The 22,004-nt window shown below is 53.5% G+C and carries 26 protein-coding genes, 1 other RNA gene and 1 pseudogene; 23 read left to right on the forward strand and 5 right to left on the reverse strand.

Going from position 1 to position 22,004, the window contains the following annotated elements:
* Positions 1–64: 64 nt before the first annotated feature.
* From GBC03_10485 to GBC03_10555, 15 genes and pseudogenes are all read left to right on the forward strand, one after another.
* Positions 65–529 carry a head completion/stabilization protein gene (locus tag GBC03_10485; GenBank protein ID QFS70607.1) on the forward strand — a complete coding sequence of 155 codons (465 nt, stop codon included), beginning with the start codon at positions 65–67 and terminating at the stop codon, positions 527–529.
* Positions 529–732 (forward strand): phage tail protein, encoded by a 204-nt coding sequence (locus GBC03_10490; protein ID QFS70608.1) that lies wholly within the window; start codon positions 529–531, stop codon positions 730–732. The genes GBC03_10485 and GBC03_10490 overlap by 1 nt, the downstream gene beginning before the upstream one ends.
* A gap of 3 nt (positions 733–735) precedes the next feature.
* Entirely contained in the window at positions 736–951 is a 216-nt protein-coding gene (locus GBC03_10495) for a hypothetical protein (GenBank protein QFS73968.1), read from the forward strand.
* The gene (locus tag GBC03_10500; GenBank protein QFS70609.1) at positions 932–1,447 is read left to right on the forward strand and encodes a glycoside hydrolase family protein; all 516 of its coding nucleotides are present in this window, start codon (positions 932–934) and stop codon (positions 1,445–1,447) included. The genes GBC03_10495 and GBC03_10500 overlap by 20 nt, the downstream gene beginning before the upstream one ends.
* The gene (locus GBC03_10505) at positions 1,444–1,872 is read left to right on the forward strand and encodes a LysB family phage lysis regulatory protein (protein ID QFS70610.1); all 429 of its coding nucleotides are present in this window, start codon (positions 1,444–1,446) and stop codon (positions 1,870–1,872) included. The genes GBC03_10500 and GBC03_10505 overlap by 4 nt, the downstream gene beginning before the upstream one ends.
* Positions 1,802–2,005: a hypothetical protein gene (locus tag GBC03_10510; GenBank protein QFS70611.1), complete on the forward strand. Its 204-nt coding sequence runs from the start codon at positions 1,802–1,804 to the stop codon at positions 2,003–2,005. Before GBC03_10505 ends, GBC03_10510 begins: the two co-directional genes overlap by 71 nt.
* Complete coding sequence (locus tag GBC03_10515; GenBank protein ID QFS70612.1) at positions 1,968–2,399, forward strand: phage tail protein; 432 nt, start codon at positions 1,968–1,970, stop codon at positions 2,397–2,399. Before GBC03_10510 ends, GBC03_10515 begins: the two co-directional genes overlap by 38 nt.
* Complete coding sequence (locus tag GBC03_10520; GenBank protein QFS70613.1) at positions 2,392–2,859, forward strand: phage virion morphogenesis protein; 468 nt, start codon at positions 2,392–2,394, stop codon at positions 2,857–2,859. The genes GBC03_10515 and GBC03_10520 overlap by 8 nt, the downstream gene beginning before the upstream one ends.
* 132 nt (positions 2,860–2,991) lie before the next feature.
* Positions 2,992–4,032: a hypothetical protein gene (locus GBC03_10525; protein ID QFS70614.1), complete on the forward strand. Its 1,041-nt coding sequence runs from the start codon at positions 2,992–2,994 to the stop codon at positions 4,030–4,032.
* Positions 4,033–4,179: 147 nt separating this feature from the next.
* A complete protein-coding gene (locus GBC03_10530) occupies positions 4,180–4,758 on the forward strand; it encodes a phage baseplate assembly protein V (protein ID QFS70615.1) in 579 nt (192 codons plus the stop codon).
* On the forward strand, positions 4,755–5,114 hold the full coding sequence (locus GBC03_10535) for a baseplate assembly protein (GenBank protein QFS70616.1): 360 nt from the start codon (positions 4,755–4,757) through the stop codon (positions 5,112–5,114). Before GBC03_10530 ends, GBC03_10535 begins: the two co-directional genes overlap by 4 nt.
* Entirely contained in the window at positions 5,101–6,009 is a 909-nt protein-coding gene (locus GBC03_10540; GenBank protein ID QFS70617.1) for a baseplate assembly protein, read from the forward strand. The genes GBC03_10535 and GBC03_10540 overlap by 14 nt, the downstream gene beginning before the upstream one ends.
* The gene (locus GBC03_10545) at positions 6,002–6,607 is read left to right on the forward strand and encodes a phage tail protein I (GenBank protein ID QFS70618.1); all 606 of its coding nucleotides are present in this window, start codon (positions 6,002–6,004) and stop codon (positions 6,605–6,607) included. Before GBC03_10540 ends, GBC03_10545 begins: the two co-directional genes overlap by 8 nt.
* A pseudogene (locus GBC03_10550) lies at positions 6,604–7,437 on the forward strand (phage tail protein). Before GBC03_10545 ends, GBC03_10550 begins: the two are co-directional and overlap by 4 nt.
* A gap of 325 nt (positions 7,438–7,762) precedes the next feature.
* On the forward strand, positions 7,763–8,176 hold the full coding sequence (locus tag GBC03_10555) for a tail fiber assembly protein (GenBank protein ID QFS70619.1): 414 nt from the start codon (positions 7,763–7,765) through the stop codon (positions 8,174–8,176).
* A 187-nt stretch (positions 8,177–8,363) separates the two neighbouring features.
* Here the strand turns inward: GBC03_10555 and GBC03_10560 are convergent, their stop codons facing one another.
* On the reverse strand, positions 8,364–9,389 hold the full coding sequence (locus tag GBC03_10560) for an acyltransferase family protein (protein QFS70620.1): 1,026 nt from the start codon (positions 9,387–9,389) through the stop codon (positions 8,364–8,366).
* 408 nt (positions 9,390–9,797) lie between these two features.
* Between GBC03_10560 and GBC03_10565 the strand changes: the two genes are divergently transcribed.
* The 8 genes from GBC03_10565 (at position 9,798) to GBC03_10600 (ending at position 16,637) form a co-directional block, all read left to right on the forward strand.
* Positions 9,798–10,970 carry a phage tail protein gene (locus GBC03_10565; protein QFS70621.1) on the forward strand — a complete coding sequence of 391 codons (1,173 nt, stop codon included), beginning with the start codon at positions 9,798–9,800 and terminating at the stop codon, positions 10,968–10,970.
* A 9-nt stretch (positions 10,971–10,979) separates the two neighbouring features.
* Positions 10,980–11,495, forward strand: a complete 516-nt coding sequence (locus GBC03_10570) for a phage major tail tube protein (protein ID QFS70622.1) — start codon at positions 10,980–10,982, stop codon at positions 11,493–11,495.
* 54 nt (positions 11,496–11,549) lie between these two features.
* Positions 11,550–11,852 (forward strand): phage tail assembly protein, encoded by a 303-nt coding sequence (locus GBC03_10575; protein ID QFS70623.1) that lies wholly within the window; start codon positions 11,550–11,552, stop codon positions 11,850–11,852.
* Positions 11,853–11,866: 14 nt separating this feature from the next.
* Positions 11,867–11,986, forward strand: a complete 120-nt coding sequence (locus GBC03_10580) for a GpE family phage tail protein (GenBank protein QFS70624.1) — start codon at positions 11,867–11,869, stop codon at positions 11,984–11,986.
* On the forward strand, positions 11,979–14,771 hold the full coding sequence (locus GBC03_10585) for a phage tail tape measure protein (protein QFS70625.1): 2,793 nt from the start codon (positions 11,979–11,981) through the stop codon (positions 14,769–14,771). The genes GBC03_10580 and GBC03_10585 overlap by 8 nt, the downstream gene beginning before the upstream one ends.
* Positions 14,768–15,253, forward strand: coding sequence for a phage tail protein (locus GBC03_10590; protein ID QFS70626.1), 486 nt, complete (start codon positions 14,768–14,770; stop codon positions 15,251–15,253). Before GBC03_10585 ends, GBC03_10590 begins: the two co-directional genes overlap by 4 nt.
* Positions 15,250–16,350, forward strand: a complete 1,101-nt coding sequence (locus GBC03_10595; protein ID QFS70627.1) for a phage late control D family protein — start codon at positions 15,250–15,252, stop codon at positions 16,348–16,350. The genes GBC03_10590 and GBC03_10595 overlap by 4 nt, the downstream gene beginning before the upstream one ends.
* A 68-nt stretch (positions 16,351–16,418) precedes the next feature.
* Positions 16,419–16,637, forward strand: a complete 219-nt coding sequence (locus GBC03_10600) for a levansucrase regulator (protein QFS73969.1) — start codon at positions 16,419–16,421, stop codon at positions 16,635–16,637.
* Between the two features lie 117 nt (positions 16,638–16,754).
* On the opposite strand, the gene ssrA is transcribed toward GBC03_10600, so the two are convergent.
* From ssrA to GBC03_10620, 4 genes are all read right to left on the reverse strand, one after another.
* Positions 16,755–17,117, reverse strand: a transfer-messenger RNA (tmRNA) gene (gene ssrA, locus GBC03_10605).
* A 61-nt stretch (positions 17,118–17,178) separates the two neighbouring features.
* A complete protein-coding gene (locus GBC03_10610) occupies positions 17,179–18,369 on the reverse strand; it encodes an HlyD family efflux transporter periplasmic adaptor subunit (GenBank protein QFS70628.1) in 1,191 nt (396 codons plus the stop codon).
* Entirely contained in the window at positions 18,350–20,536 is a 2,187-nt protein-coding gene (locus tag GBC03_10615; GenBank protein ID QFS70629.1) for a type I secretion system permease/ATPase, read from the reverse strand. Before GBC03_10615 ends, GBC03_10610 begins: the two co-directional genes overlap by 20 nt.
* Complete coding sequence (locus tag GBC03_10620) at positions 20,533–21,939, reverse strand: TolC family outer membrane protein (protein ID QFS70630.1); 1,407 nt, start codon at positions 21,937–21,939, stop codon at positions 20,533–20,535. The genes GBC03_10615 and GBC03_10620 overlap by 4 nt, the downstream gene beginning before the upstream one ends.
* Positions 21,940–22,004 lie beyond the last annotated feature (65 nt).

Consider the following 22,004-nt stretch of genomic DNA (forward strand, 5'->3'; position numbering starts at 1 on the left):
GGTGGCGAAAGGCACTGCCACATCAAAACCCCGTCCACCGCCCACTTATTCAGGAGAATGCCGCATGAAGTTTGTTGCGCCCGAACAGGCACCGGAACAGGCGGAGGTCATCAAAAATACGCCGTTCTGGCCTGATGTGGACCTGTCGGAATTTCGCAGTGTGATGCGCACTGACGGCACGGTGACGCAGCCGCGTTTAAAGCAGGTCGTGCTGACGGCAATTTCTGAGGTTAACGCTGAGCTGTACGACTTCCGCAACCGTCAGCAGATGCTGGGCTGGCGGACACTTGCTGAGGTTCCGGCAGAAATGCTGGACGGCAAAAGCGAGCGTATCCGGCACTACCACAACGCTGTTTTTTGCTGGGCGCGCGCCGTGCTCAATGAGCGTTATCAGGACTATGACGCCACGGCATCCGGTGTGAAGCGAGGGGCGGAGCTGGCGGAGGCCAGCGGCGATCTGTGGCGAGATGCCCGCTGGGCCATCAGCCGGGTGCAGGATGCGCCGCACTGTACGGTGGAGCTTATCTGATGAAAGTGCGTGCGCATCAGTATGACACGGTGGACGCGCTTTGCTGGCGTCATTACGGGCGCACGCAGGGTGTCACTGAGCAGGTTCTGCAGGCAAATCCGGGGCTGGCTGAGTACGGCCCATTTTTACCGCACGGGCTGCAGGTGGAGCTGCCGGACATTACGGCGTCAACCACAGCGCAGACCGTCCAGCTATGGGACTGAATGATGACGCTTGAACGAATCAGCGCCTTTATCACTTACTGCATCGCCGTGCTGCTGGCATGGCTGGGCGATCTGTCGCTCAAGGATGCGTCAACGGTTGGCGGCGTACTGATAGGTGTGCTGATGCTGGCTATCAACTGGTACTACAAACACCAGTCTTTCAAATTGTTACGTGGCGGCAAAATTTCGCGGGGGGAATATGAATCCTTCAATCGTTAAGCGCTGCCTTGTCGGGGCGGTGCTGGCTATCGCCGCCACGCTGCCCGGTTTCCAGTCGCTTCATACCTCCGTTGAGGGTCTGAAACTGATCGCCGATTACGAGGGATGCCGCTTGCAGCCTTATCAGTGCAGTGCGGGCGTATGGACTGACGGTATCGGCAATACGTCCGGTGTGGTGCCGGGGAAAACCATCACGGAACGGCAGGCGGCGCAGGGGTTAATAAACAATGTGTTGCTGACTGAAAAAAGGCTGGATGCCTGCCTGACGGTGAAGCCACCGCAGCATGTCTACGATTCGCTGGTGAGTATTGGTTTCAATGTGGGGACCGGCGCGATCTGCAGGTCAACCATGGTGTCATATATCAATCGCCAGCAGTGGTGGCAGGCATGCAACCAGCTACCGCGCTGGATTTACGTTAACGGTGTGAAAAATAAAGGTCTGGAGAACCGCCGCGCGAGGGAACTGGCCTGGTGTCTGAAAGGAACTGGAGCGTGACGCGCGCACTGGTGGTAGGGCTGGCGCTGGTTCTTGCGGCGCTGGCCTGGCAGTCGTGGCGACTTAACAATGCCACTCACACCATTGAGACGCAAGGCGCGGCGCTGAAAAGCAAAACGCAGGAACTGACGAAGAAAAATAGTCAGCTCATCGGCCTGTCCATACTGACCGAAACCAACAGCCGGGCGCAGACGCGGCTTTATGCGGCAGCGGAACAGACCACCGCACTGCTGCGCAGCCGCCAGCGCCGGATCGAGGAACTGAAACGTGAAAACGAGGATTTACGCCGCTGGGCTGACACTCTTTTGCCTGCTGACATTATCCGGCTGCGGGAGCGTCCGGCCCTCACAGGAGGTGCAGCTTACCGTAAGTGGCTGTCCCAGAGTGACGCAGTGCCGCCTGGAAAGGTCAGCGCCGCGCAGTAACGGCGATCTGAATGCGGTGCTCGATGAAACCGAGGCCGCCTGGGCGATCTGTGCTGACAAAGTGGACACGATTATTGCGTGTCAGGAGCTAGACAGTGAACAAACCACAGTCCTTACGCAGCGCCCTGAATAAAGCGGTTGCCTATGTCCGCGATAACCCGGACAAGCTGCACCTTTTCGTTGATAACGGCTCACTGGTTGCAACCGGTGCCAGCTCCATGTCATGGGAATACCGCTACACCATGAACGTGGTGATCGAGGATTTCAGCGGTGACCAGAATTTGCTGATGGCTCCTGTGCTGCTGTGGCTAAGTGACAACCAGCCGGATGCTATCAATAACCCGGATCTGCGCGAAAAACTATTCACCTTTGAAGTGGATATTCTGCGCAACGATGTGTGCGATATCAGCCTGAACCTGCAATTGACGGAGCGTGTACTGGTCAGCACTGACGGTAATGTGTCGAGCGTTGAAGCGGTGCCAGAGCCGGACGGACCCGAAGAAATGTGGACGGTGAAACGTGGATGAGCTGCAGAGGATGGATGACTGGCTGACGGCATTGCTGGCAAATCTGGAGCCTGCAGCACGCAACCGTATGATGCGGCAACTGGCGCAACAGTTGCGCCGGATGCAGCAGCAGAACATCAGGCTGCAGCGTAATCCAGACGGCACCGCCTTTGAGGCGCGCCGGGTGACGGCCAGAAGCAAAAAGGGGCGTATCAAGCGCCAGATGTTCGCCAAATTGCGCACCACTAAATACCTGAAAACCGCAGCCACTGCGGATTCTGCCAGCGTGCACTTTGAGAGGAAAGTTCAGCGGATTGCGCGGGTGCATCATTATGGGCTGCGTGATCGTGTCAGTAAAAAGGGAGGTGAAGTGAAGTATTCTGAACGTCGATTGTTAGGATTTAATATGAGCACACAGGATATGATAATCGAAAATCTACTTGAGTTTTTTGTGGTTAACCATCTCTGGTTTAAAACATAAATAATGAAAATTTAATTTTGGTCGAAATTTTTTTTGTGTATGGAGGTTTTTTTTAGGTTTGTTTTTTGATTCGGATATTATTATGCTGATATTAAATCAAACCAATTGAAGAGGTGCGGCATGATCAAAATAATGTCTGAATATAATAGTGATTATAAAAACCTAGAAGAATATATTGAAAGCCAATTAATAGAACAGAGTTTAACTGCTCAAGTTTACAAAGAGGATCAGCTTGCTCAATCACTAAATAGTGATGAAGGTCTTCTCAATATTTGCCGTAAAATGGATAACATACCTTCTGATTATATGAAGGAGATCGTTGATAATGTCCAAGGTGTAATGACTCTTCCAACAATCTACGATGACCGATTAAGTTATAGTATTGCATCTCATCTAATGAGTAAAGTGGAGTTAGTCGCGAAAAGTTTTCCCTTTGATCACCAAAATTATGGCGGATTTTGTTGTGCCCCAACCGGTAAAGTTAGTGCGCTGGCTGCTCCGGTAAAGTGTTCAGACGGAAAATCAAAAGTTTTTATTATTTTTGAATCGGGGATATTTCATTTTGTTCATGGAGTCATTAGTTTGTTTGTGAGCAGTTATCCACGAACTCTTTTACAAGGGGGAAATGAAAAAGAGTGGAGAGCTGAATGGGAGAAACATGTAAACGATGATCAAAATAGAACGGAGTTATTACAAAGTAAGACTGATTTGAACGAGTGGCGGAATTTCTTCAAAGATTACAATGTTCGCGGCCAACTTGCATACACATCATTAATGAACTTTGGACCTGTGGGGCAAAAGCTCATACTGGATATGGTGTTAGGGTGTGAGATTTTCATAGCCGCACACGAGTATTCTCATGCCATGCTGAACCATCAGCACCCAGATTTAGATCCTTCTGAAGTAGAGAAAGAGGCAGATATGTGGGGCGTTAGAATTGCCTCAATCATATGTCGTGATGAAGGTGTTACGTTAACATTTATGATGGCTGGGATAGCTATATTTTTTTCCGCAATAGAAACAACAGTGCCATCTCATTATTTACCTGCTGCAGATCGAATTTCTTTTGTTATAAAATCATTAGAGATCAATGATTCAACACAAGAGAAAATACTTTCCGATATCGCGAGTTTAATGCAGGATGTATTCCGCGATATTGTCAATATGAAATGACTATTTTTAGACAATTGACCGGCTTCATACAACCTCGCAGTGAATAAGTGCTGCGAGTTTTTCATTTTCCTCCAAACTTCTTTGTATCCTTGCTTATACAATCAAACAAGATCAAATTACTTACAAAAGTTGTGCATTATTACTTTTATGAATGCACAACTTACAGAAATCATGCGCCTTATCACCAACCTGATCCGCACCGGCACAGTGACCGAAGTGGACCGGGAAAACTGGCTGTGCCGGGTGAGAGTGGGCGAGCTTGAAACCAACTGGATTAACTGGCTGACGTTGCGTGCCGGTGGTGCCCGTACATGGTGGTGTCCGTCGCCGGATGAGCAGGTGGTGGTGCTGAGTATGGGTGGCAATCTGGAAACTGCTTTTGCGTTGCCTGCCATCTATTCCAGTCAGTTTGCGCCACCGTCGGATTCCGTGGACGGCTGCGTGACGGAGTACCCGGACGGGGGCTGGTTTGAGTATGAACCCGCCACCGGGCGGTGGTATGTCAGGGGTATCAAATCCATGGTGATCGAGGCGGCGGACAATATCACCCTCAAAACCGGTGAGTTTGTGGTGGAGGCCGACACCACGCGCATTAACAGCGAGGTGGTGATCAATGGCGGCGTTACCCAGGGAGGCGGTGCGATGAGTTCTAACGGGATCGTGGTGGATGACCATGTGCATACCGGTGTTGCGAAGGGTGGTGCAAATACCGGAGGTCCGGTATGACGCTGTATATCGGCATGAACCAGAAGGACGGGCAGAGCATCACGGACACTGACCATCTGCGCCAGTCTGTGCGCGATATTCTGCTGACGCCACAGGGCAGCCGTATTGCCCGACGGGAGTATGGTTCCCTTTTATCCGTGCTGATTGACCAGCCGCAGAACCCGGCGCTGCGCCTGCAGGTCATGTCTGCGGTCTATGTGGCCCTGAGTCGCTGGGAGCCACGGCTTGCGCTGGATTCCATCACCATCAGCAGCAATTTTGACGGCTCCATGGTGGTTGAGCTTACCGGGCAGCGCAACAACGGCGCGCCGGTTTCCCTTTCGGTATCAACAGGAGCAGAAAATGGCAGTAATTGACATTTCCCTGCTGCCCGCGCCGCAGATAGTAGATGTGCCGGATTTTGAGACATTGCTGGCAGAACGCAAGGCCGCCTTTGTGGCCCTTTATCCGACTGATGAACAGGAGGCCGTTATGCGCACGTTAGCGCTGGAGTCTGAACCCGTCACCAAGCTGCTGCAGGAAAGCACCTACCGCGAAATACTGTTGCGCCAGCGTATTAACGAGGCCGCGCAGGCGGTCATGGTGGCATATGCCATCGGCGGCGATCTCGATCAGCTGGCAGTCAACTACAACGTGAAACGCCTGACGGTAACGCCTGCTGACAGCGACGCGGTGCCGCCGGTCGCGGCAGTGATGGAAAGCGATGAGGCGCTGCGTCTGCGTGTTCCGGCTGCGTTTGAGGGATTGTCCGTTGCGGGGCCGACGGCGGCCTATGAGTTTCACGCCAGAAGCGCGGACGGGCGCGTGGCGGATGCCAGCGCAACCAGCCCGGCACCGGCGGAGGTGGTACTTACCGTACTGAGTCGTGAGGGTGATGGTACAGCAGAGGCTGATCTGCTGGCGGTAGTTGAGCAGGCGCTTAACAGCGAGAGCGTGCGTCCGGTGGCAGACCGCCTGACGGTGCGCAGCGCCGAAATTATCCCTTACAGCGTGGATGCGACGATCTATCTTTATCCGGGGCCAGAAGCTGAGCCGGTGATGGCGGCGGCAAAAGCCAGCCTACAGAAGTATATCGCCAGTCAGACGCGGCTGGGCCGTGATATCCGTCGCAGCGCGATTTATGCCACGCTGCATGTCGAGGGCGTCCAGCGTGTGGAGCTGGCGTCACCGCTGGCTGATATGGTGCTGGATAAGACGCAGGCGGCGTTCTGTACGGAATGGAGCGTAACCAACGGGGGCACGGATGAATAGCCTGCTGCCGTCAGGTTCATCGCTGCTTGAGCGCCGACTGGCGCAGACCTGCAGCGGGATTTCCGGACTTATGGTGCCGCTGCGCGATTTGTGGAACCCGGCAACGTGTCCGGTCAGCTTTCTGCCGTATCTGGCGTGGGCGTTTTCCGTTGACCGCTGGGACGAAAGCTGGGCGGAGAGCGTCAAGCGCCGGGTGGTGCAGGATGCTTTCTATATTCACCAGCACAAGGGGACAACCAGCGCAGTGCGGCGCGTGGTGGAGCCGTTTGGCTTCCTGATTCGCATCATTGAGTGGTGGCAGACCGGCGAAACGCCGGGGACGTTCCGTCTGGATATTGGCGTGCAGGACCAGGGCATCACGGAAGAAACCTATCTGGAACTGGAGCGCCTCATCGGTGATGCCAAACCGTGCAGCCGTCACCTGATCGGCATGTCCATCAACCTGCAGACCAGCGGCCCCTATTTTGTAGGCGCGGCTACCTACACCGGCGAAGAAATCACGATCTACCCGTATATCAACGACACCATTATTTCCGGTGGCGCCGCTTACGAGGGCGGGGCAGTCCATGTTATTGACACAATGAGAGTGAATCCATGAGCGCAAAATTTTACACCCTGCTGACGGATATCGGGGCGGCGAAACTGGCAAGCGCCGCCGCGCTCGGTGTCCCGTTGAAAATTACCCAGATGGCGGTGGGAGACGGTGGTGGCGTATTACCCACGCCAAGCGCGCAGCAAACCGCGTTAGTTGCTGAAAAACGCCGCGCTTCCCTCAATATGCTGTATATCGATCCGCAAAACAGCAGCCAGATTATCGCTGAACAGGTGATCCCCGAAACGGAGGGCGGTTGGTGGATTCGTGAGGTAGGTCTGTTTGATGAGACTGGCGCATTGATTGCCGTGGGTAACTGCCCGGAGAGCTACAAGCCGCAGCTGGCGGAGGGGAGCGGGCGCACGCAGACTGTCAGAATGGTGTTGATTACCAGCAGCACTGATAACATCACCCTGAAAATTGACCCGGCAGTGGTACTGGCAACTCGTAAATATGTTGATGACAAGGTGCTGGAGTTAAAAGTGTATGTGGATGACCTGATGGCGAAGCATGTCGCAGCTAACGATCCTCATACGCAGTATGCGCCAAAAGCCAGTCCGACATTCACTGGTACGCCAAAAGCGCCGACGGCGGCGGCAGGCAATAATTCCACGCAACTTGCTAACACGGCTTTTGTGCAGGCGGCAATTGCAGCACTGGTGGCATCTTCTCCAGCTGCACTCGATACCCTTAACGAACTGGCGGAGGCGTTGGGAAACGATCCTAATTTTGCCACCACCATGACAAATGCGCTTGCCGGAAAGATGGACAAGGCTGCCAATGGAAAAGACATTGCTGATGTTTCAGAGTTTCTCAAAAACCTTGGTTTGGGAGAGATTGCGAAAAGAGATGTCGGTACCGGCGCAAATCAGATACCGGATATGTCCAGCTTTGGCGCTGGCTCAGGATGGTGCCAATTGCCTAACGGGAAACTATTGCAGTGGGGTGTTTACACCGGTACTGCTGCATCAGCGACCATTAATTTCCCGATTCCTTTTCCAACCACGCAAGGTAGAGTGATCCTTAGCTTATCCGGGACTGCAACCAACACGGATACGGCCTATATCATTCAAGATGATAATTTACTTTCGCGGACGTCATTTTCTTTTCGCCGTACTGGTTCTCAAGTTCGTTTTAACTGGTTCTGCATAGGTGAATAAAATGAATAAATATAAATGGTCAGCAAAATATAACGCATTTTTCCCGATTGAAATGCTTCATATATATCAATCGTCATGGGATGAACTTAGTGATTTAATTGATATTGATGATACTGTTGAGGCTGAATTTAACGGGGAGCCACCTGAAGGGAAAGTGCGGGGGGTTGTTGATAACATGCCAGCATGGGTAAGCGAGCCACCACCAACACAGGAAGAACTAACAGCAAATGCCGAAAATATGAAGTTGAATCTGAAGACTAAAGCCGATTCTGAAATTGCGTGGCGGCAGGATGCGTTAGATGCGGAGATCGCGACTGATGAAGAAACCGTTACGCTGACTGAATGGAAAAAATACCGGGTTTTGTTGATGAGAGTTGATCCTGCGTCACCAGTATGGCCAGCCCTTCCGGTTTAGCCTGTCGTAAACTTATATCGGCTGATATAACGCTCTAAAAATAAAGCATAAACTGATACTATCTAAACATTGGTTAGTTGCGAAGGTTGCAATTATAAGGTCTGAGTCCGATAGGATATCGAACTCAGACCCTGAAAGAATAACATGAGCTATCCAAACTTTATGGAGTCAGCCCTTGTTGGAGGGGTTAACCGGTGAACACCTGATTAACAAAACTAGATAACCATGACTGTTTAATTCGCCGTGTAATCCGATTAATAAGTTTACGTTGATAAACAGCCATCGAAATGGAGAAGATAGAGGTTATGATAAGGCTAATGGAATAATGATAATTGCTAAAGTAGTTTTTCGTGAAAAAAATCATTGGAATGTGCCACAGATATATCCATATCGTATTTGTAGCTATATTGTTAATGATTAGTGCGAATGTTTTATTTTTTAACCTGAAGTGCTGTAATGAAGAGTAAATAGTAATAGATATGATTATTGCATAAGAAATATAAATAATAGTAGGAGGGGTTTTATAATCATTGACTCTAAAGTTATTAAAATAAAATACACAAAAAAACAGAAGTAGTGCTGCGTGTATAATGAATATTATTGATAGTTTTTTGGTGGTCAATGATGAGGCTAAATATCCGATTACAAACATTAAACCGTAAGAAACGGAATGAATAAAATAATCACTCAATATGAAACTTATAAATTTATTATCTTTGTATGGTGGGGTGAAATGTGCAAAGGTAATAAGAACACACATTAGAGTAAATAAAAGAACGGTTTTCAGTTCACCACATTTTTTTATTAATAAGACATACAGAGGGGAAAGGAGAGCGACGATTAAAAATACTCTGATTATCCATACGTAGCCAAATCCGCTTTCTAATTTAAAAGAGCTTGTCATTGTATTGTAATTTAAAGTCCAGTGGGTTATTTTTATATTAAATAGAAAGGTTACTAGGTAAAAGAAAAACAAAAAAATCCACACAGGGAAAACAAGTCGCTTAATCCTTGACCATACATATGATAAATAATTCACTGAGGTTTTTTTAGCGAGAAAAAATGAAGCGCCTGAAATAAAAACCATCATGGGGACGTCAAAGGTCCTTATCTGAAACAAGATGTCAGAAGGTGTCGGGTTCATGTGAGCAAGGATGATTAGCAGTATTCCCAACGATCTCATTATATCAATAGTAAAATTTCTATCTTTCATTTATATGCTCGCCAAAAATTAAAAGTGCTTACATAGTGATTAATTGTACAGCATTCTTCTACAAGTTGTGATAATTACAGAAATAAATTATAGAGAAATGGCCTTCGCTGGTAAAGTAAAAAAAATTTATCATAAAAGATGTTTTTTTTCAGATTAATTCTAAATGTTGGAGCCAACTAATTATCTTGCAATATGCTGAATATATTGCATTGGTTTATGCTCGCTCAGTAGAATATTAGGTTTTGATGATTATTGGATATCCACACTATATCAAAAAAAATTTCCTGCCAGCCGGTTTGCATGACAATGGTTTCATTGTGCCAGCACTGACACATTACTGACCGCGTGCACGAGATGTCTATCACCCTGAACATAGGCAGACACCCTGTAAACCGGAGAGACTGCCTTATGGCTCAGGACTACCACCACGGCGTGCGCGTCGTTGAGGTTAACGACGGCACCCGCCCTATCAGAACAGTAAGCACGGCAGTTGTCGGTCTTGTTTGTACCGGCGACGATGCCGATCCCGTGACTTTTCCACTTAATAAGCCAGTCCTGCTGACCGATGTACTGACCGCCAGTGGTAAAGCGGGCGAGTCCGGCACGCTGGCACGTTCACTGGATGCGATTGCAGACCAGGCTAAACCCGTAACCGTTGTCGTGCGTGTGGCGCAGGGCGAAACCGAAGCGGAAACCACCTCCAACATTATTGGAGGCGTGAGCGCTGACGGTAAAAAAACAGGTATGAAAGCGCTGCTTTCGGCGCAGGCGCAGCTCGAGGTCAAGCCGCGCATTCTTGGCGTGCCGGGACATGACACGCAGGCGGTTGCTACGGAACTGCTGAGTGTGGCGCAGAGTCTGCGTGGGTTTGCCTACCTGTCCGCCTACGGATGCAAAACGGTGGAAGAAGCTATTGCCTATCGTGACAATTTCAGCCAGCGCGAGGGGATGTTGATCTGGCCTGATTTCATCAATTTTGACACTGTACTGAGCGCGGATGCGACGGCTTACGCCTCCGCCCGTGCGCTCGGCCTGCGCGCCAAAATTGACGAGCAGACCGGATGGCACAAAACCCTGTCCAACGTGGGCGTGAACGGCGTCACCGGCATTTCCGCCGATGTGTTCTGGGATCTGCAGGACCCTGCAACCGATGCTGGACTGCTGAACCAGAACGACGTCACCACGCTTATCCGCAAAGACGGCTTTCGCTTCTGGGGTTCCCGTTGCCTCAGTGACGATCCGCTGTTTGCTTTTGAAAACTACACCCGCACAGCGCAGGTGCTGGCTGACACCATCGCAGAGGGGCACATGTGGGCAGTGGATAAACCACTTAACCCGTCACTTGCTCGCGACATCATCGAAGGTATCCGCGCCAAACTGCGCAGCCTGGTGAATCAGGGGTATCTCATTGGGGCTGACTGCTGGCTGGATGAGTCCGTGAACGATAAAGACTCCCTGAAAGCCGGAAAACTCACCATCGACTACGACTACACGCCGGTGCCACCGCTTGAAAACCTGATGCTGCGCCAGCGCATCACCGATCGCTATCTGGTGGATTTCGCCAGCCGCGTAGCTGCATAAGGGGAAATCATGGCTTTACCACGTAAGTTAAAACACCTGAACCTGTTCAACGACGGGAACAACTGGCAGGGGATTGTTGAGTCTCTGACCCTGCCGAAATTCACCCGCAAGTTTGAGAAGTATCGCGGTGGTGGCATGCCGGGCGCGGTGGACGTGGACATGGGGCTGGATGACGGCGCACTGGACACGGAATTTTCAATCGGCGGCACTGAACTGCTGTTATTCAAGCAGATGGGCACTGCCACGGTGGACGGTATCCAGTTGCGTTTCACCGGCTCCATTCAGCGTGACGATACCGGCGAAGTGCAGGCTGTTGAGCTGGTTGTGCGCGGGCGTCATAAAGAAGTGGATTCCGGCGAGTGGAAAACCGGCGAGAGCAGCTCCACCAAAGTCAGCAGCACCAACAGCTACGCGAAGCTGACCATTAACGGTGAGGTGCTCTATGAGGTCGATCTGGTCAACATGGTTGAAATCGTTGACGGCGTGGACCTGATGGAAGCACACCGCAACGCCCTCGGCCTCTGATTAACCTTAACGGCGCGGGCAGCCGCGCCAGTATTTCATTAACAGGAAACGAACATGAGCGACAAGCTGACTGAAAGGACCGTGCAACTGGATACCCCGATCAAGCGCGGTAAAACTGAAATCACCGAAATTGTGCTGCGCAAACCGCAGTCCGGCGCACTGCGCGGGACACGCCTGCAGGCAATCATGGATATGGATGTGGGCGCGATGATGACCGTCATCCCGCGTATTTCCACCCCGACACTGACCGCGCAGGAAATGGCAGAACTGGACCCCGCCGATCTCACCGCGTTGTCGGTAGAGGTGGTGACTTTTTTGTTGAAGAAGTCGGTGCTTGCCGGTTTACCGACAGCCTGACGGTTGATGATCTGGTGGCAGACATTGCTACCATCTTTCACTGGTCGCCGTCCATCACTGACGTTATGCCGCTGACTGATGTGCTGGAGTGGCGGCACAAAGCGATTCAGAGAAGCGGGGCCAGCGATGAGTGACAATAACCTGCGTCTGCAGGTGATTCTGAATGCGGTTGATAAAATCACCCGTCCATTTCGATCCGCGCAGACCAGCTCAAAAGAGCTGGCTGCCGCTATCCAGCAAAGCCGTACCCGGCTGAAAGAATTAGATACGCAGGCGGGTAAGATTGACGGTTTCCGCAAAGCCAGTACGCAACTGGCTGTCACGGGCAACAGCCTGAAAGCCGCACGTGAAGAAGCGGCAAAACTCGCCACGCAGTTTTCCGCCACTAACCGCCCGACGGCGGCACAGGCGAGACTGCTTGAGCAGGCAAAAAGCTGTGTCACTGAGCTGCAGAGTAAATATAACGGCCTTCGCCAGTCCGTACAGCGTCAGCGTCTGGCGCTGAATGAAGCCGGGCTGGACACAAAGAAACTCAGCAGTGCGCAGCGGGAACTGCGACAGAATGCCGATGAAACAAGACAGGCGCTGGACCGTCAGCAGAAATCCCTGAAACGTCTGGGTGAACAGCAGGCCAGAATGAATGCTGCCCGTGATCACTATTCCAGAAGTCTGGAAGTACGGGATCGCATTGCCGGGGCTGGAGCGAGCACTACCGCCGCCGGGGTGGCAATGGGGGCACCTGTGGTGGCTGCTGTTAAGAGCTATTCAAGCATTGAAGATGCCATGAAAGGTGTGGCAAAGCAGATGAATGGCCTGCGTGATGATAGCGGCAACCGTACCAGACAATATTATGACATGCAGGATGCCATTAAGGCTGCCAGCGAAGATTTGCCGATGGAAAACGGTGCCATTGATTATGCCGCGCTGGTTGAGGGCGGTGCACGTATGGGCGTGACCAATCAGGACGATCCTTACGAGGACCAGAAACGTGACCTGCTGGCCTTTGCATCCACGGCGGCAAAAGCCGCAACGGCCTTTGAGCTGCCCGCCGATGAACTGGCGGAAGGGCTGGGGAAAATTGCGCAGCTGTATAAGGTGCCAACCCGCAATATAGAACAACTGGGCGATGCACTGAACTACCTGGACGATAACGCCATGTCAAAGGGCGGGGATATCATCGACGTGCTGCAGCGTATGGGCGGCGTGGCTGATCGCCTGGACTATCGCAAGGCGGCAGCACTTGGTTCCACATTCCTGTCTCTTGGTGCCGCACCGGAAATAGCTGCCAGTGCCTCTAATGCTATGGTGCGTGAACTGTCCATTGCGACAATGCAGAGCAAGCGCTTCTTTGAGGGCATGGATCTGCTGAAACTTAATCCTGCAGAGATTGAAAAGCAGATGACCACCGATGCCATGGGCACTATTCAGCGCGTTCTGGAGAAGGTCAACAATCTGCCGCAGGATAAACGCCTGTCAGCGATGACGATGATTTTTGGCAAAGAGTTTGGCGATGATGCAGCAAAACTGGCTAACAACCTGCCGGAGCTGCAGCGCCAGCTGAAACTCACATCCGGCAGTAACGCAAACGGCTCCATGCAGAAAGAATCGGACATCAACAAAGATTCATTGTCTGCTCAGTGGTTGCTGGTTAAGACGGGCGCGCAAAACGCTTTCAGTAGTCTGGGCGAAACGCTGCGTGAGCCTCTGATGGCGATCATGGGAACGGTAAAGCAGGTCACGGTAATATTTCGCCGCTGGGTTGAGGAAAACCCGAAGCTGGCAGGTGGGTTGCTGAAAGTTGTTGCGGGCATTGCCTCTGTTGCAGCGGTGCTGGGGACAATGATGCTGGCAGTGTCGGCGGTGCTTGGCCCTCTTGCACTGATGCGCCTGCAGTTCTCTGTCCTGGGTATCAAAGGAGGAAGCGCATTTGGTGTGATCAGCAAGGCCATCGGCAGTGTTGGTAAGGGGATTATGTGGCTGGGCCGCCTGATGTTCGCAAACCCAATACTGGCTGTGATTGGCCTGATTGCGATGGGGGCAGTCTATATCTGGCAGAACTGGGACACGCTGGGACCGAAGTTCAAAGCTATGTGGGATGCAGTTTGCGCTGCCACGACTGCTGCGTGGGAATGGATTAAACAGGCTGTCAGCAATGCCTGGGAAGGCATCAAATTTCTGTTTTTCAACTACACCCTGCCAGGGTTGATTGCCAAAAACTGGGACGCCATCAGGGCCGGAGTGTATGAAGCATGGGCCAGTATCAGACAGGCCATCAGTGATAAATGGAATGCGATTCTGGCTGATGTTGCGGCGCTCCCGGCAAAATTCCAGGCGATGGGGAGCGCAATTATTGACAGTATTCTGGATGGGATTAACGCCAGATGGGAGGCGCTTAAAAGCAAGATTTCCTCTGTTACCGATTATCTGCCTGACTGGATGACCGGTAATAACACGTCGGGCAAAACACAGATACAGATAACGGGTGGCGCTGCTGCTGTTTCTTATGCTGGCATGTACGACAGCGGCGGCGTTATTCCGCGTGGGCAGTTTGGCATCGTGGGCGAGAATGGTCCGGAGATTGTGAACGGTCCGGCAAATGTAACCAGCCGGCGGCGTACTGCAGCACTGGCTTCCATTGTTGCCGGAGTCATGGGGGGTGCTGCAACACCGACAGAGGCGTCACCGCTTCATCCGTTCAGCCTCCCGGCGCGGGCATACCAGACGCAGGCCGCTAAGACAGATATCCAACCCTCAGTTATCCGCTATGAGATAAACGCGCCCATTTATATCACTGCCCAGCCGGGGCAGAGTGCGCAGGATATTGCCCGCGAAGTGGCGCGGCAGCTTGATGAGCGCGAGCGCAAAGCCAGGGCTAAAGCACGCAGTAATTTCAGCGATCAAGGGGGATATGAATCATGATGATGGTGCTGGGGTTATATGTCTTCATGTTGCGTACCGTGCCGTATCAGGAGCTGCAGTATCAGCGCAGCTGGCGACACGCAACCAACAGCCGGGTGAACCGGCGACCATCAACGCAGTTTCTTGGCCCGGATAATGACTCGCTGACATTATCTGGCGTACTGCTGCCGGAGGTCACTGGGGGCAGGTTGTCATTGTTGGCGCTGGAGTTGATGGCAGAGCAGGGCAAAGCCTGGCCTCTGATTGAAGGCAGTGGAACCATTTACGGTATGTTTGTGATCGAGAGCCTGAATCAGACAAAAACGGAATTTTTTGAAAGTGGAATGCCTCGCCGTATTGAGTTTACGCTGACCCTGAAAAGGGTTGATGAGTCCCTGTCTGATATGTTCGGCAGTCTCAGCGATCAGCTCAGTAACCTGCAGGACTCTGCAACATCTGCGATAGGTAATATTAAAAATACGGTTGGAGGGTTGCTGCAGTGAATTTTAGCTCTGATCTTTTTGACCTGAACAGCAAAAGCCCGGCTTTCAGTATCACCATTGAAGGTAAGGATGTGACTGCCGCGCTGGATGCGCGTCTGATGAGTCTGACGCTCACCGATAACCGGGGTTTTGAGGCTGACCAGCTTGATCTGGAGCTGGACGACGCCGACGGGCAGATCGTCCTGCCGCGACGTGGTGCCGTTATTCAGCTGGCGCTGGGATGGAAGGGCCAGCCGCTTTTCCCTAAAGGAGCTTTTACCGTAGATGAAATTGAACACAGCGGTGCACCTGACCGGCTGACCATCCGGGCGCGTAGCGCAGATTTCCGTGAAACCCTCAATACACGACGCGAAAAATCATGGCATCAGACAAGCGTTGGCGATGTGGTAAAGGAAATAGCCGCCCGGCATAAGCTCAAAATGGCGCTGGGTAAAGACCTGGCGGATAAAGCGCTGGAACATCTGGACCAGACCAATGAAAGCGATGCCAGTTTCCTGATGAAGCTGGCGCGCCAGTATGGGGCGATTGCTTCCGTGAAGGATGGAAACCTGTTGTTTATCCGGCAGGGGCAGGGAAGGACGGCGAGCGGTAAGCCGCTGCCGGTAATCACCATTGAACGTAAGGCCGGTGACGGTCATCGTTTTACCCTGGCCGATCGTGGCGCGTATACGGGCGTTATTGCCAGCTGGCTGCATACCCGTGAACCAAAGAAGAAAGAAACAATGCAGGTAAAGCGACGTCGCAAGAAAGTCGCCGCACCCAAAGCGCCGGAAGCAAAACAGGGTGATTATCTGGTGGGAACGGATGAAAACGTGCTGGTTCTTAATCGTACCTATGCTAACCGGAGCAATGCAGAGCGCGCAGCAAAAATGCAGTGGGAACGTCTGCAGCGCGGGGTTGCTTCATTTTCCCTGCAGCTCGCTGAGGGCCGGGCAGATCTCTATACAGAAATGCCGGTAAAAGTGTCGGGGTTTAAACAGCCGATTGATGAGGCTGAGTGGACCATCACCACACTGACGCATAACGTCAGCCCGGATAGTGGGTTTACGACTAGTCTGGATCTTGAGGTGAAAATTGATGGTCTTGAAATGGAATAATCGGTTCTCAAAATTGAATTATAATGTATCATTATTGCGATTTCGGCAAAGATGGTGGAATTGCAACAATGATGAACTGTCCAGAGTGCGGTCAGGCTGCACACACCAGAAGTAGCTTCCAGGTATCAGCAACGACGAAGGAACGTTATAACCAGTGCCAGAATATTAACTGTGGCTGTACATTCGTGACTCATGAAACGTTTGTACGTCACATAACAAAACCGAATGTCGTTTCTTCTGCACCGCTACATCCAGGAAAGGGCGGACAAGCCCATATGAATTTCTGAGCAGAACCCGCTTTGACTGCGGGTTTTTTAATGTCGCCAGTCCGAGTCGCTGTCGCCATTTTGCCGCCACTACCAAAGAAAAAGAGGCTACGTTTTCACGTAACCCCTTGTTTTATTTGGTGGAGCTGGCGGGAGTTGAACCCGCGTCCGAAATTCCTACATCCTCGGTACTACATGCTTAGTCAGTCTTTACATTCGCCTGGCACCTGCGGATTGACACGCCACTACCAGACTAGCCTGATTAGTTTTAACGCTTCAACCCCAGGCAGGGCCTCCACGCGATCTCTTTTGGGTTTGACCTCTCTTTGATCCCCGTCTTAAGAGCGGAAGCTAGGGAGAGAGGGCTCAGAGCAGGTTATTAAGCTGCTAAAGCGTAGTTTTCGTCGTTTGCGACTATTTTTTGCGGCTTTTTACGAGGCCAACCGCCCCTCGGCATGCACCTTGGGTTTCGCAAATCCCGTCGAATCCAGAATCAGCCCCAATGTGTTAAGACAAGTATAACAGACTTGTGACAGCCCTTTCCAGCCCAATCCTCAAGGATTTACCGCTCGCGCAGCGCTTCTCGCGCCCGATTGAACGGTTTGATTAAATAGTCGACGATGGTTTTTTCACCTGTTTTTATATCCACTGTCGCAATCATGCCCGGTACGATAGAAAAGCGGCGTCCCAGCTTATTTTGTAAATAGTCCTGATGGGTACGGATGAAGACGCGGTAGTAGAAGATTTCTGGTTTTACTTTGTCCTGAATGGTGTCCGGCGAGATGGTTTCAACCACGCCTTCAAGGCCACCGTAAATGGCGTAATCGTAGGCGGTGATTTTGACCAGCGCGCGCTGACCGGGATGGATAAAGGCGATATCGCGCGGAGACAGGCGCGTCTCAATCAGCAGATGATCGTCAACCGGCACAATCTCCATCATTTCGCCGTTTGGCGGGATCACGCCGCCGATGGTCGTGACCTGAATGTTCTTCACAATACCGCGAACCGGAGAGCGAATGGTCAGGCGGGTCACCGAATCTTCGCGTCCCTTAATGATGGCGGACAGCATTGCCACTTCGGCGTTGGCTTTGGACAACGCCTCGCGCGCCTGGACGTAATATTGCGAGCGCAAATCCGTGAGCTTCAGGCCGATGTCGCTTTTTTGCCGCTGCAAACGCAATACCTCGACGTGGCTGGCAGCCCCGCTTTTTGCCAGTCGCTCGGTGATCGCCAGCTCTTTATTCACCAGCGCCAGCGCCTCTTTGAGCTCAGACTGCGCATCAGCGAGTTGCGCGCGGCGACTGGTATAGAGCCGCGTTTCCGAGGCGAGCAGATCCGGCCAGCCGTTCAGCTCGTCAGAAAAGACCAGCGGCTTATCGCTCACCTCCGCCGTCAGGCGTTGACTGGAGGCCAGCGACGCGCGATAGCGGGCGGCGCTTTCGCCGACGTTAGACTCCGATCGCGTGGGGTCCATCCTCGCCAGCACTTGTCCCGCCTGTACCTGATCGCCCTCATGCACCATCAGCTCGGCGAGAATTCCTCCGTCGAGCGACTGTAATACCTGCTCACGCGAACTGGGGATCACCTTACCGGTACCGGTCGAAACCTCATCAAGAATGCCGAACCACGCCCACACCGCGAGGATCAGGCACAAGATCCCGGTGAGCCAGATGATGCGGCTGGCACCCGAAAATTCGCGCTCGCGGCTGTCGTCGAGTGCGTCCGGCGTTGCGTCAGGCTGACTGGTTTTCATTTTTCCACTCCCGCGTGTTGGCCTGCGCGGCCATTCGACTTTGCCCCAGCGCCTGCGCTTTCGGCGCGTCCATCACCAGTTGCCCCTCTTTGAGCACCACCACCCGTTCGACCAGCTCAAGTACCGGTACGCGGTGGGTGGCAACCACCAGAGTGCGATTGCCAAGCCACTGTCCCAGCCGCTGAATAAACTCACGTTCGGAATGCTCATCCAGCGAGGCGGTGGGCTCATCAAGCAGGACAATATTGGGTGCGCGCAACAGCATGCGGGCGAGCATGATGGATTGCCGCTGACCGCCGGATAGCCCGTTGCCGCCTTCCATAATCGGGTGGTCGAGACCTTTCGGCAGCCGTTTCACGAAGTTGGCCGCGCCGCAAATCTCCAGTACGGTAAAAATCTCGTCGTCGCTGGCATGCGGGGCGCCCAGCGTCAGGTTCTCGCGCAGCGTACCGAAAAACAGGCGCGCGTTCTGGCTGAGGAGACCGACATTGCGGCGTAAATCGGCCATATCGATGTGCGTCAGGCTGAGGTTATCAAGACGGGCGTCGCCTTCGACCAGTTCCACACCGCCTGCCAGCGCCTGTAACAGCGTTGATTTGCCCGCGCCGTTGCGCCCGAGCACCGCGATGCGTTCGCCGGCGGCAATCTCCAGCCGGTTAATGCGCAGCGGCACCCGCTGGTCTTCACTGTGATAGCGAAACTGTGCGTTCTCGAACAGATAGTGACCGTGAAAGATCTCCTGATGCACCAGCGTTTCATCGCGCTGGGTCTCGGTGGGGAGTTCCATTATGCTGTCCAGCCCCTTTTTGGCGGCTTTCACCTGCTGCCAGCGCGCCAGTACGCCGCACAGATTGCCCATTGGCGCGATCATTCTCGAACCGAGCATCGAGGCGGCAACCACCGAACCGGTGGTCAGGGTGCCTTCAATCACCAGCGGGGCACCAAACATCACCATCGCGGCATAAACCAGTCCCTGGACGGTCACTCCCCAGTTGATCAACCCCTGCGACAGCTCGCGGGTGCGCAGTCCCGACTCGGCGGTAATGCGGATATAACTGTTCCACTGCTGCAGAAACCGGTTCTCCGCCTGCATCAGCTTGATGTCCTCCAGCCCCTGAACGCTTTCGACCAGCACGGCATTGCGCAGCGTGGCCTCGTGCGCCGACTGATTCGCCAGCTCCGCGAGCTTTTTTTGCAGTAGCAGACCGGGAAGGATCATCAGCAGCGCGGCGACCGGAGCGATCCAGGCCAGCGGCGGGGCGATGATCGCCAGCACCACGATGAACAGGAAAAAGAAGGGCAGATCCACAATCGTGGAGATGGTCGAGGAGGTGACCATTTCACGGATCTGCTCCAGCTCGCGTAGCTGTGAAATAAAGCTGCCGGTGGAGCGCGGGATCGCACTGTTGCGCAGGCGCAGCGCGTGGCTGAACACGCGATCCGACACCCGCATATCGGCGCGTTTACCCAACAGATCCATGACGTGACCGCGGGCGAGTCGCAACAGAAAACCGAACAGCATGGCTATCAATACGCCAGCGGCGAGAACGTACAGCGACGGCCATGACTGCGCGGGGATCACCCGGTCGTACACCTGCATCGAGAAGATGATCCCGGAAAGCGACAGGATGTTAATCAGCAGCGCCGCCAGCATCACCGGGCCGTAAGGGCGAAGATCTTTCAGCACCAAACTTTTTAGCCAGTCGGGTTTGAAACGTGAGATGTAGGCGTCCACCCGGCGGTCTTTCACGGCGGAAAGCGGGCGTAAGGCGATGATGAAACGAACCGTCGGCAGCAGTTCGCGCAGGGATATTCGGTTGCGCTGTAGTTCGCCGTTGATGAAACAGACGTCAAGCTGGTCTTCGCCATCGAACTGTTCAACCAGCACCAGTTCACCGTCCTGGAGCTGGATCACCACCGGCAGACGCCAGCGGGTGAGCGATTGTTCCGTGGGGGCCAGCGGCTGAAATGAGAGTCCGGCCTGGCGGGCCAGTTGGCTGAGCGCCTGCGGCATCGGTTTATCTTTGAACCAGGGGGCGCTTGCCTGTAACGCGCCGGGAGAACAGGCGATACGATAATGGCCGGCGATATGGCTCATCGCCCGCGCCCAGTTGGCCAGCGCTGGCGCGGTAATGCGCTCGTCGCCAGGAATGTCGGCGTGGGTCATGGCTGGATCTCCACTGACTGGATCGTGCGGTTTTCCAGACCAAAGGCCTGGCGCATCTGACCGGTGTTATACAGGCAGTTAAGCTGCAGTTGATGCAACTGACTCTCCGTCTGTAACTGTGCGAAGCGCGCCTGGTAGACCTCCTGTTCGGCGTTGAGCACGTCGAGCAGCGGTCGGGAGCCGAGGTCGAGATACTGCTGCTGATACAGCTCGCGCGTTCGCTCGCTCAACGTTTCCTGGCGTTTCTGGATCTGCAAGGAGGTCACGAGATTCATCGCTTCACTGCGATCGGCAAGCAGCTTCTTGCGCACGTCCAGCCGGGTACGCTGGATTGCCGACTGGGCGGATTCCACCGCGTGGCTGGCGGCGTTGCGACGGGCGGTTAAGCCGCCGCCCTGATAAATGGGCATCTCCACTTTGACCCACGCCGAATACTGGGTACGGTCAACGGACTCATGCCCGGCGTAATTATCGTTGAGATAGCGACGCACCTCTGGTTCCAGCGAAACCGTTGGCGTCATTTGCGCGTTAGCGTAGTCGAGATTGGCCTGGGCGATATTAGCCTGCGCCCAGGCGGCGAGCACGGAAGGCACCAGCTTGTCGTCTGGCTTTGCCAGTTCGCAACTGCGACTCAGCTTTGGCGGGAAGTCGTTACTGATGGTATTGAGGTTTTTCCAGCCCAGCCAGGTCATGAGCGTCGACTGCGAGCTTTCAAGGTTGGCCTGATATTGCACGAGCTGGGAGCGTGCGCCTTCGATACGCGCATCGGTCTGCACCACGTCCGAAAGCGAGCTGGCCCCTTCATCGTTGCGCTGATTCGCCAGCCTGCCAATGGCGCTCAGGGCATCCAGTTGCTCCTTTGCCACCGCCACCATCTGTTGCCATGTCTGCACCTGCACAATGGCGGTTGCCGTTTCATGACTAACCGTATCAATGCTGAGCAGCACGTTGGCCTGTTCCTGCGCCACGCTGGCGTTTTCTGCCCGTACCTGGCTTGCGACTTTGCCGAAGTCATAGAGCATTTGCGACAGTGACAGCACCAGCGATGGGCTAAATCCGCTGTCGGAATAGCTGTTGGTATAACCGTTGTTCATCCCGGCGTTAACCTGCGGGTAGTATTTGGCTTTCGCGACATCGACCTGCTGGATTTGGGCATACAGTTTGCCGACCACTTCCGCGATCGACGGATGCCAGGTGACGGCGCGATTGACCGCCTGAGAGAGGCTCAGTTCACCGGGAGCGGCGCTGTCGCTGCTCAGCGGCATCGGGCCATCAAGCGCGGGCAGTTCCTGTTGCTCAACCCACTGTTGCGGGGCGATGCGGGGCGTCTCTCCAGCCGCGATAGCCGGGGCCGCGCACAGGTTTCCCACCAGCCACCAGAATGTAAGCGGTCGTTTTCCCATCTTTCTTCCCTAATTGAACGTTGTTTTTTTGCCCCGGGCGAACGTGCGCCCGGGGTCGTTGTGTG

It is taken from the genome of Citrobacter telavivensis (assembly GCA_009363175.1).
GTDB classification, from domain to species: Bacteria; Pseudomonadota; Gammaproteobacteria; order Enterobacterales; family Enterobacteriaceae; genus Citrobacter_A; species Citrobacter_A telavivensis.

Excerpts from the sequence above, each read along its gene's own strand:
- GBC03_10485 (QFS70607.1), top strand. The coding sequence starts at position 65 with ATGAAGTTTGTTGCGCCCGAACAGGCACCGGAACAGGCGGAGGTCATC.
- GBC03_10490 (QFS70608.1), top strand. The coding sequence starts at position 529 with ATGAAAGTGCGTGCGCATCAGTATGACACGGTGGACGCGCTTTGCTGG.
- GBC03_10495 (QFS73968.1), top strand. The coding sequence starts at position 736 with ATGACGCTTGAACGAATCAGCGCCTTTATCACTTACTGCATCGCCGTG.
- GBC03_10500 (QFS70609.1), top strand. The coding sequence starts at position 932 with ATGAATCCTTCAATCGTTAAGCGCTGCCTTGTCGGGGCGGTGCTGGCT.
- GBC03_10525 (QFS70614.1), top strand. The coding sequence starts at position 2,992 with ATGTCTGAATATAATAGTGATTATAAAAACCTAGAAGAATATATTGAA.
- GBC03_10530 (QFS70615.1), top strand. The coding sequence starts at position 4,180 with ATGAATGCACAACTTACAGAAATCATGCGCCTTATCACCAACCTGATC.
- GBC03_10535 (QFS70616.1), top strand. The coding sequence starts at position 4,755 with ATGACGCTGTATATCGGCATGAACCAGAAGGACGGGCAGAGCATCACG.
- GBC03_10540 (QFS70617.1), top strand. The coding sequence starts at position 5,101 with ATGGCAGTAATTGACATTTCCCTGCTGCCCGCGCCGCAGATAGTAGAT.
- GBC03_10545 (QFS70618.1), top strand. The coding sequence starts at position 6,002 with ATGAATAGCCTGCTGCCGTCAGGTTCATCGCTGCTTGAGCGCCGACTG.
- GBC03_10555 (QFS70619.1), top strand. The coding sequence starts at position 7,763 with ATGAATAAATATAAATGGTCAGCAAAATATAACGCATTTTTCCCGATT.
- GBC03_10560 (QFS70620.1), bottom strand. The coding sequence starts at position 9,389 with ATGAAAGATAGAAATTTTACTATTGATATAATGAGATCGTTGGGAATA.
- GBC03_10565 (QFS70621.1), top strand. The coding sequence starts at position 9,798 with ATGGCTCAGGACTACCACCACGGCGTGCGCGTCGTTGAGGTTAACGAC.
- GBC03_10570 (QFS70622.1), top strand. The coding sequence starts at position 10,980 with ATGGCTTTACCACGTAAGTTAAAACACCTGAACCTGTTCAACGACGGG.
- GBC03_10575 (QFS70623.1), top strand. The coding sequence starts at position 11,550 with ATGAGCGACAAGCTGACTGAAAGGACCGTGCAACTGGATACCCCGATC.
- GBC03_10585 (QFS70625.1), top strand. The coding sequence starts at position 11,979 with ATGAGTGACAATAACCTGCGTCTGCAGGTGATTCTGAATGCGGTTGAT.
- GBC03_10590 (QFS70626.1), top strand. The coding sequence starts at position 14,768 with ATGATGATGGTGCTGGGGTTATATGTCTTCATGTTGCGTACCGTGCCG.
- GBC03_10600 (QFS73969.1), top strand. The coding sequence starts at position 16,419 with ATGATGAACTGTCCAGAGTGCGGTCAGGCTGCACACACCAGAAGTAGC.
- GBC03_10610 (QFS70628.1), bottom strand. The coding sequence starts at position 18,369 with ATGAAAACCAGTCAGCCTGACGCAACGCCGGACGCACTCGACGACAGC.
- GBC03_10615 (QFS70629.1), bottom strand. The coding sequence starts at position 20,536 with ATGACCCACGCCGACATTCCTGGCGACGAGCGCATTACCGCGCCAGCG.
- GBC03_10620 (QFS70630.1), bottom strand. The coding sequence starts at position 21,939 with ATGGGAAAACGACCGCTTACATTCTGGTGGCTGGTGGGAAACCTGTGC.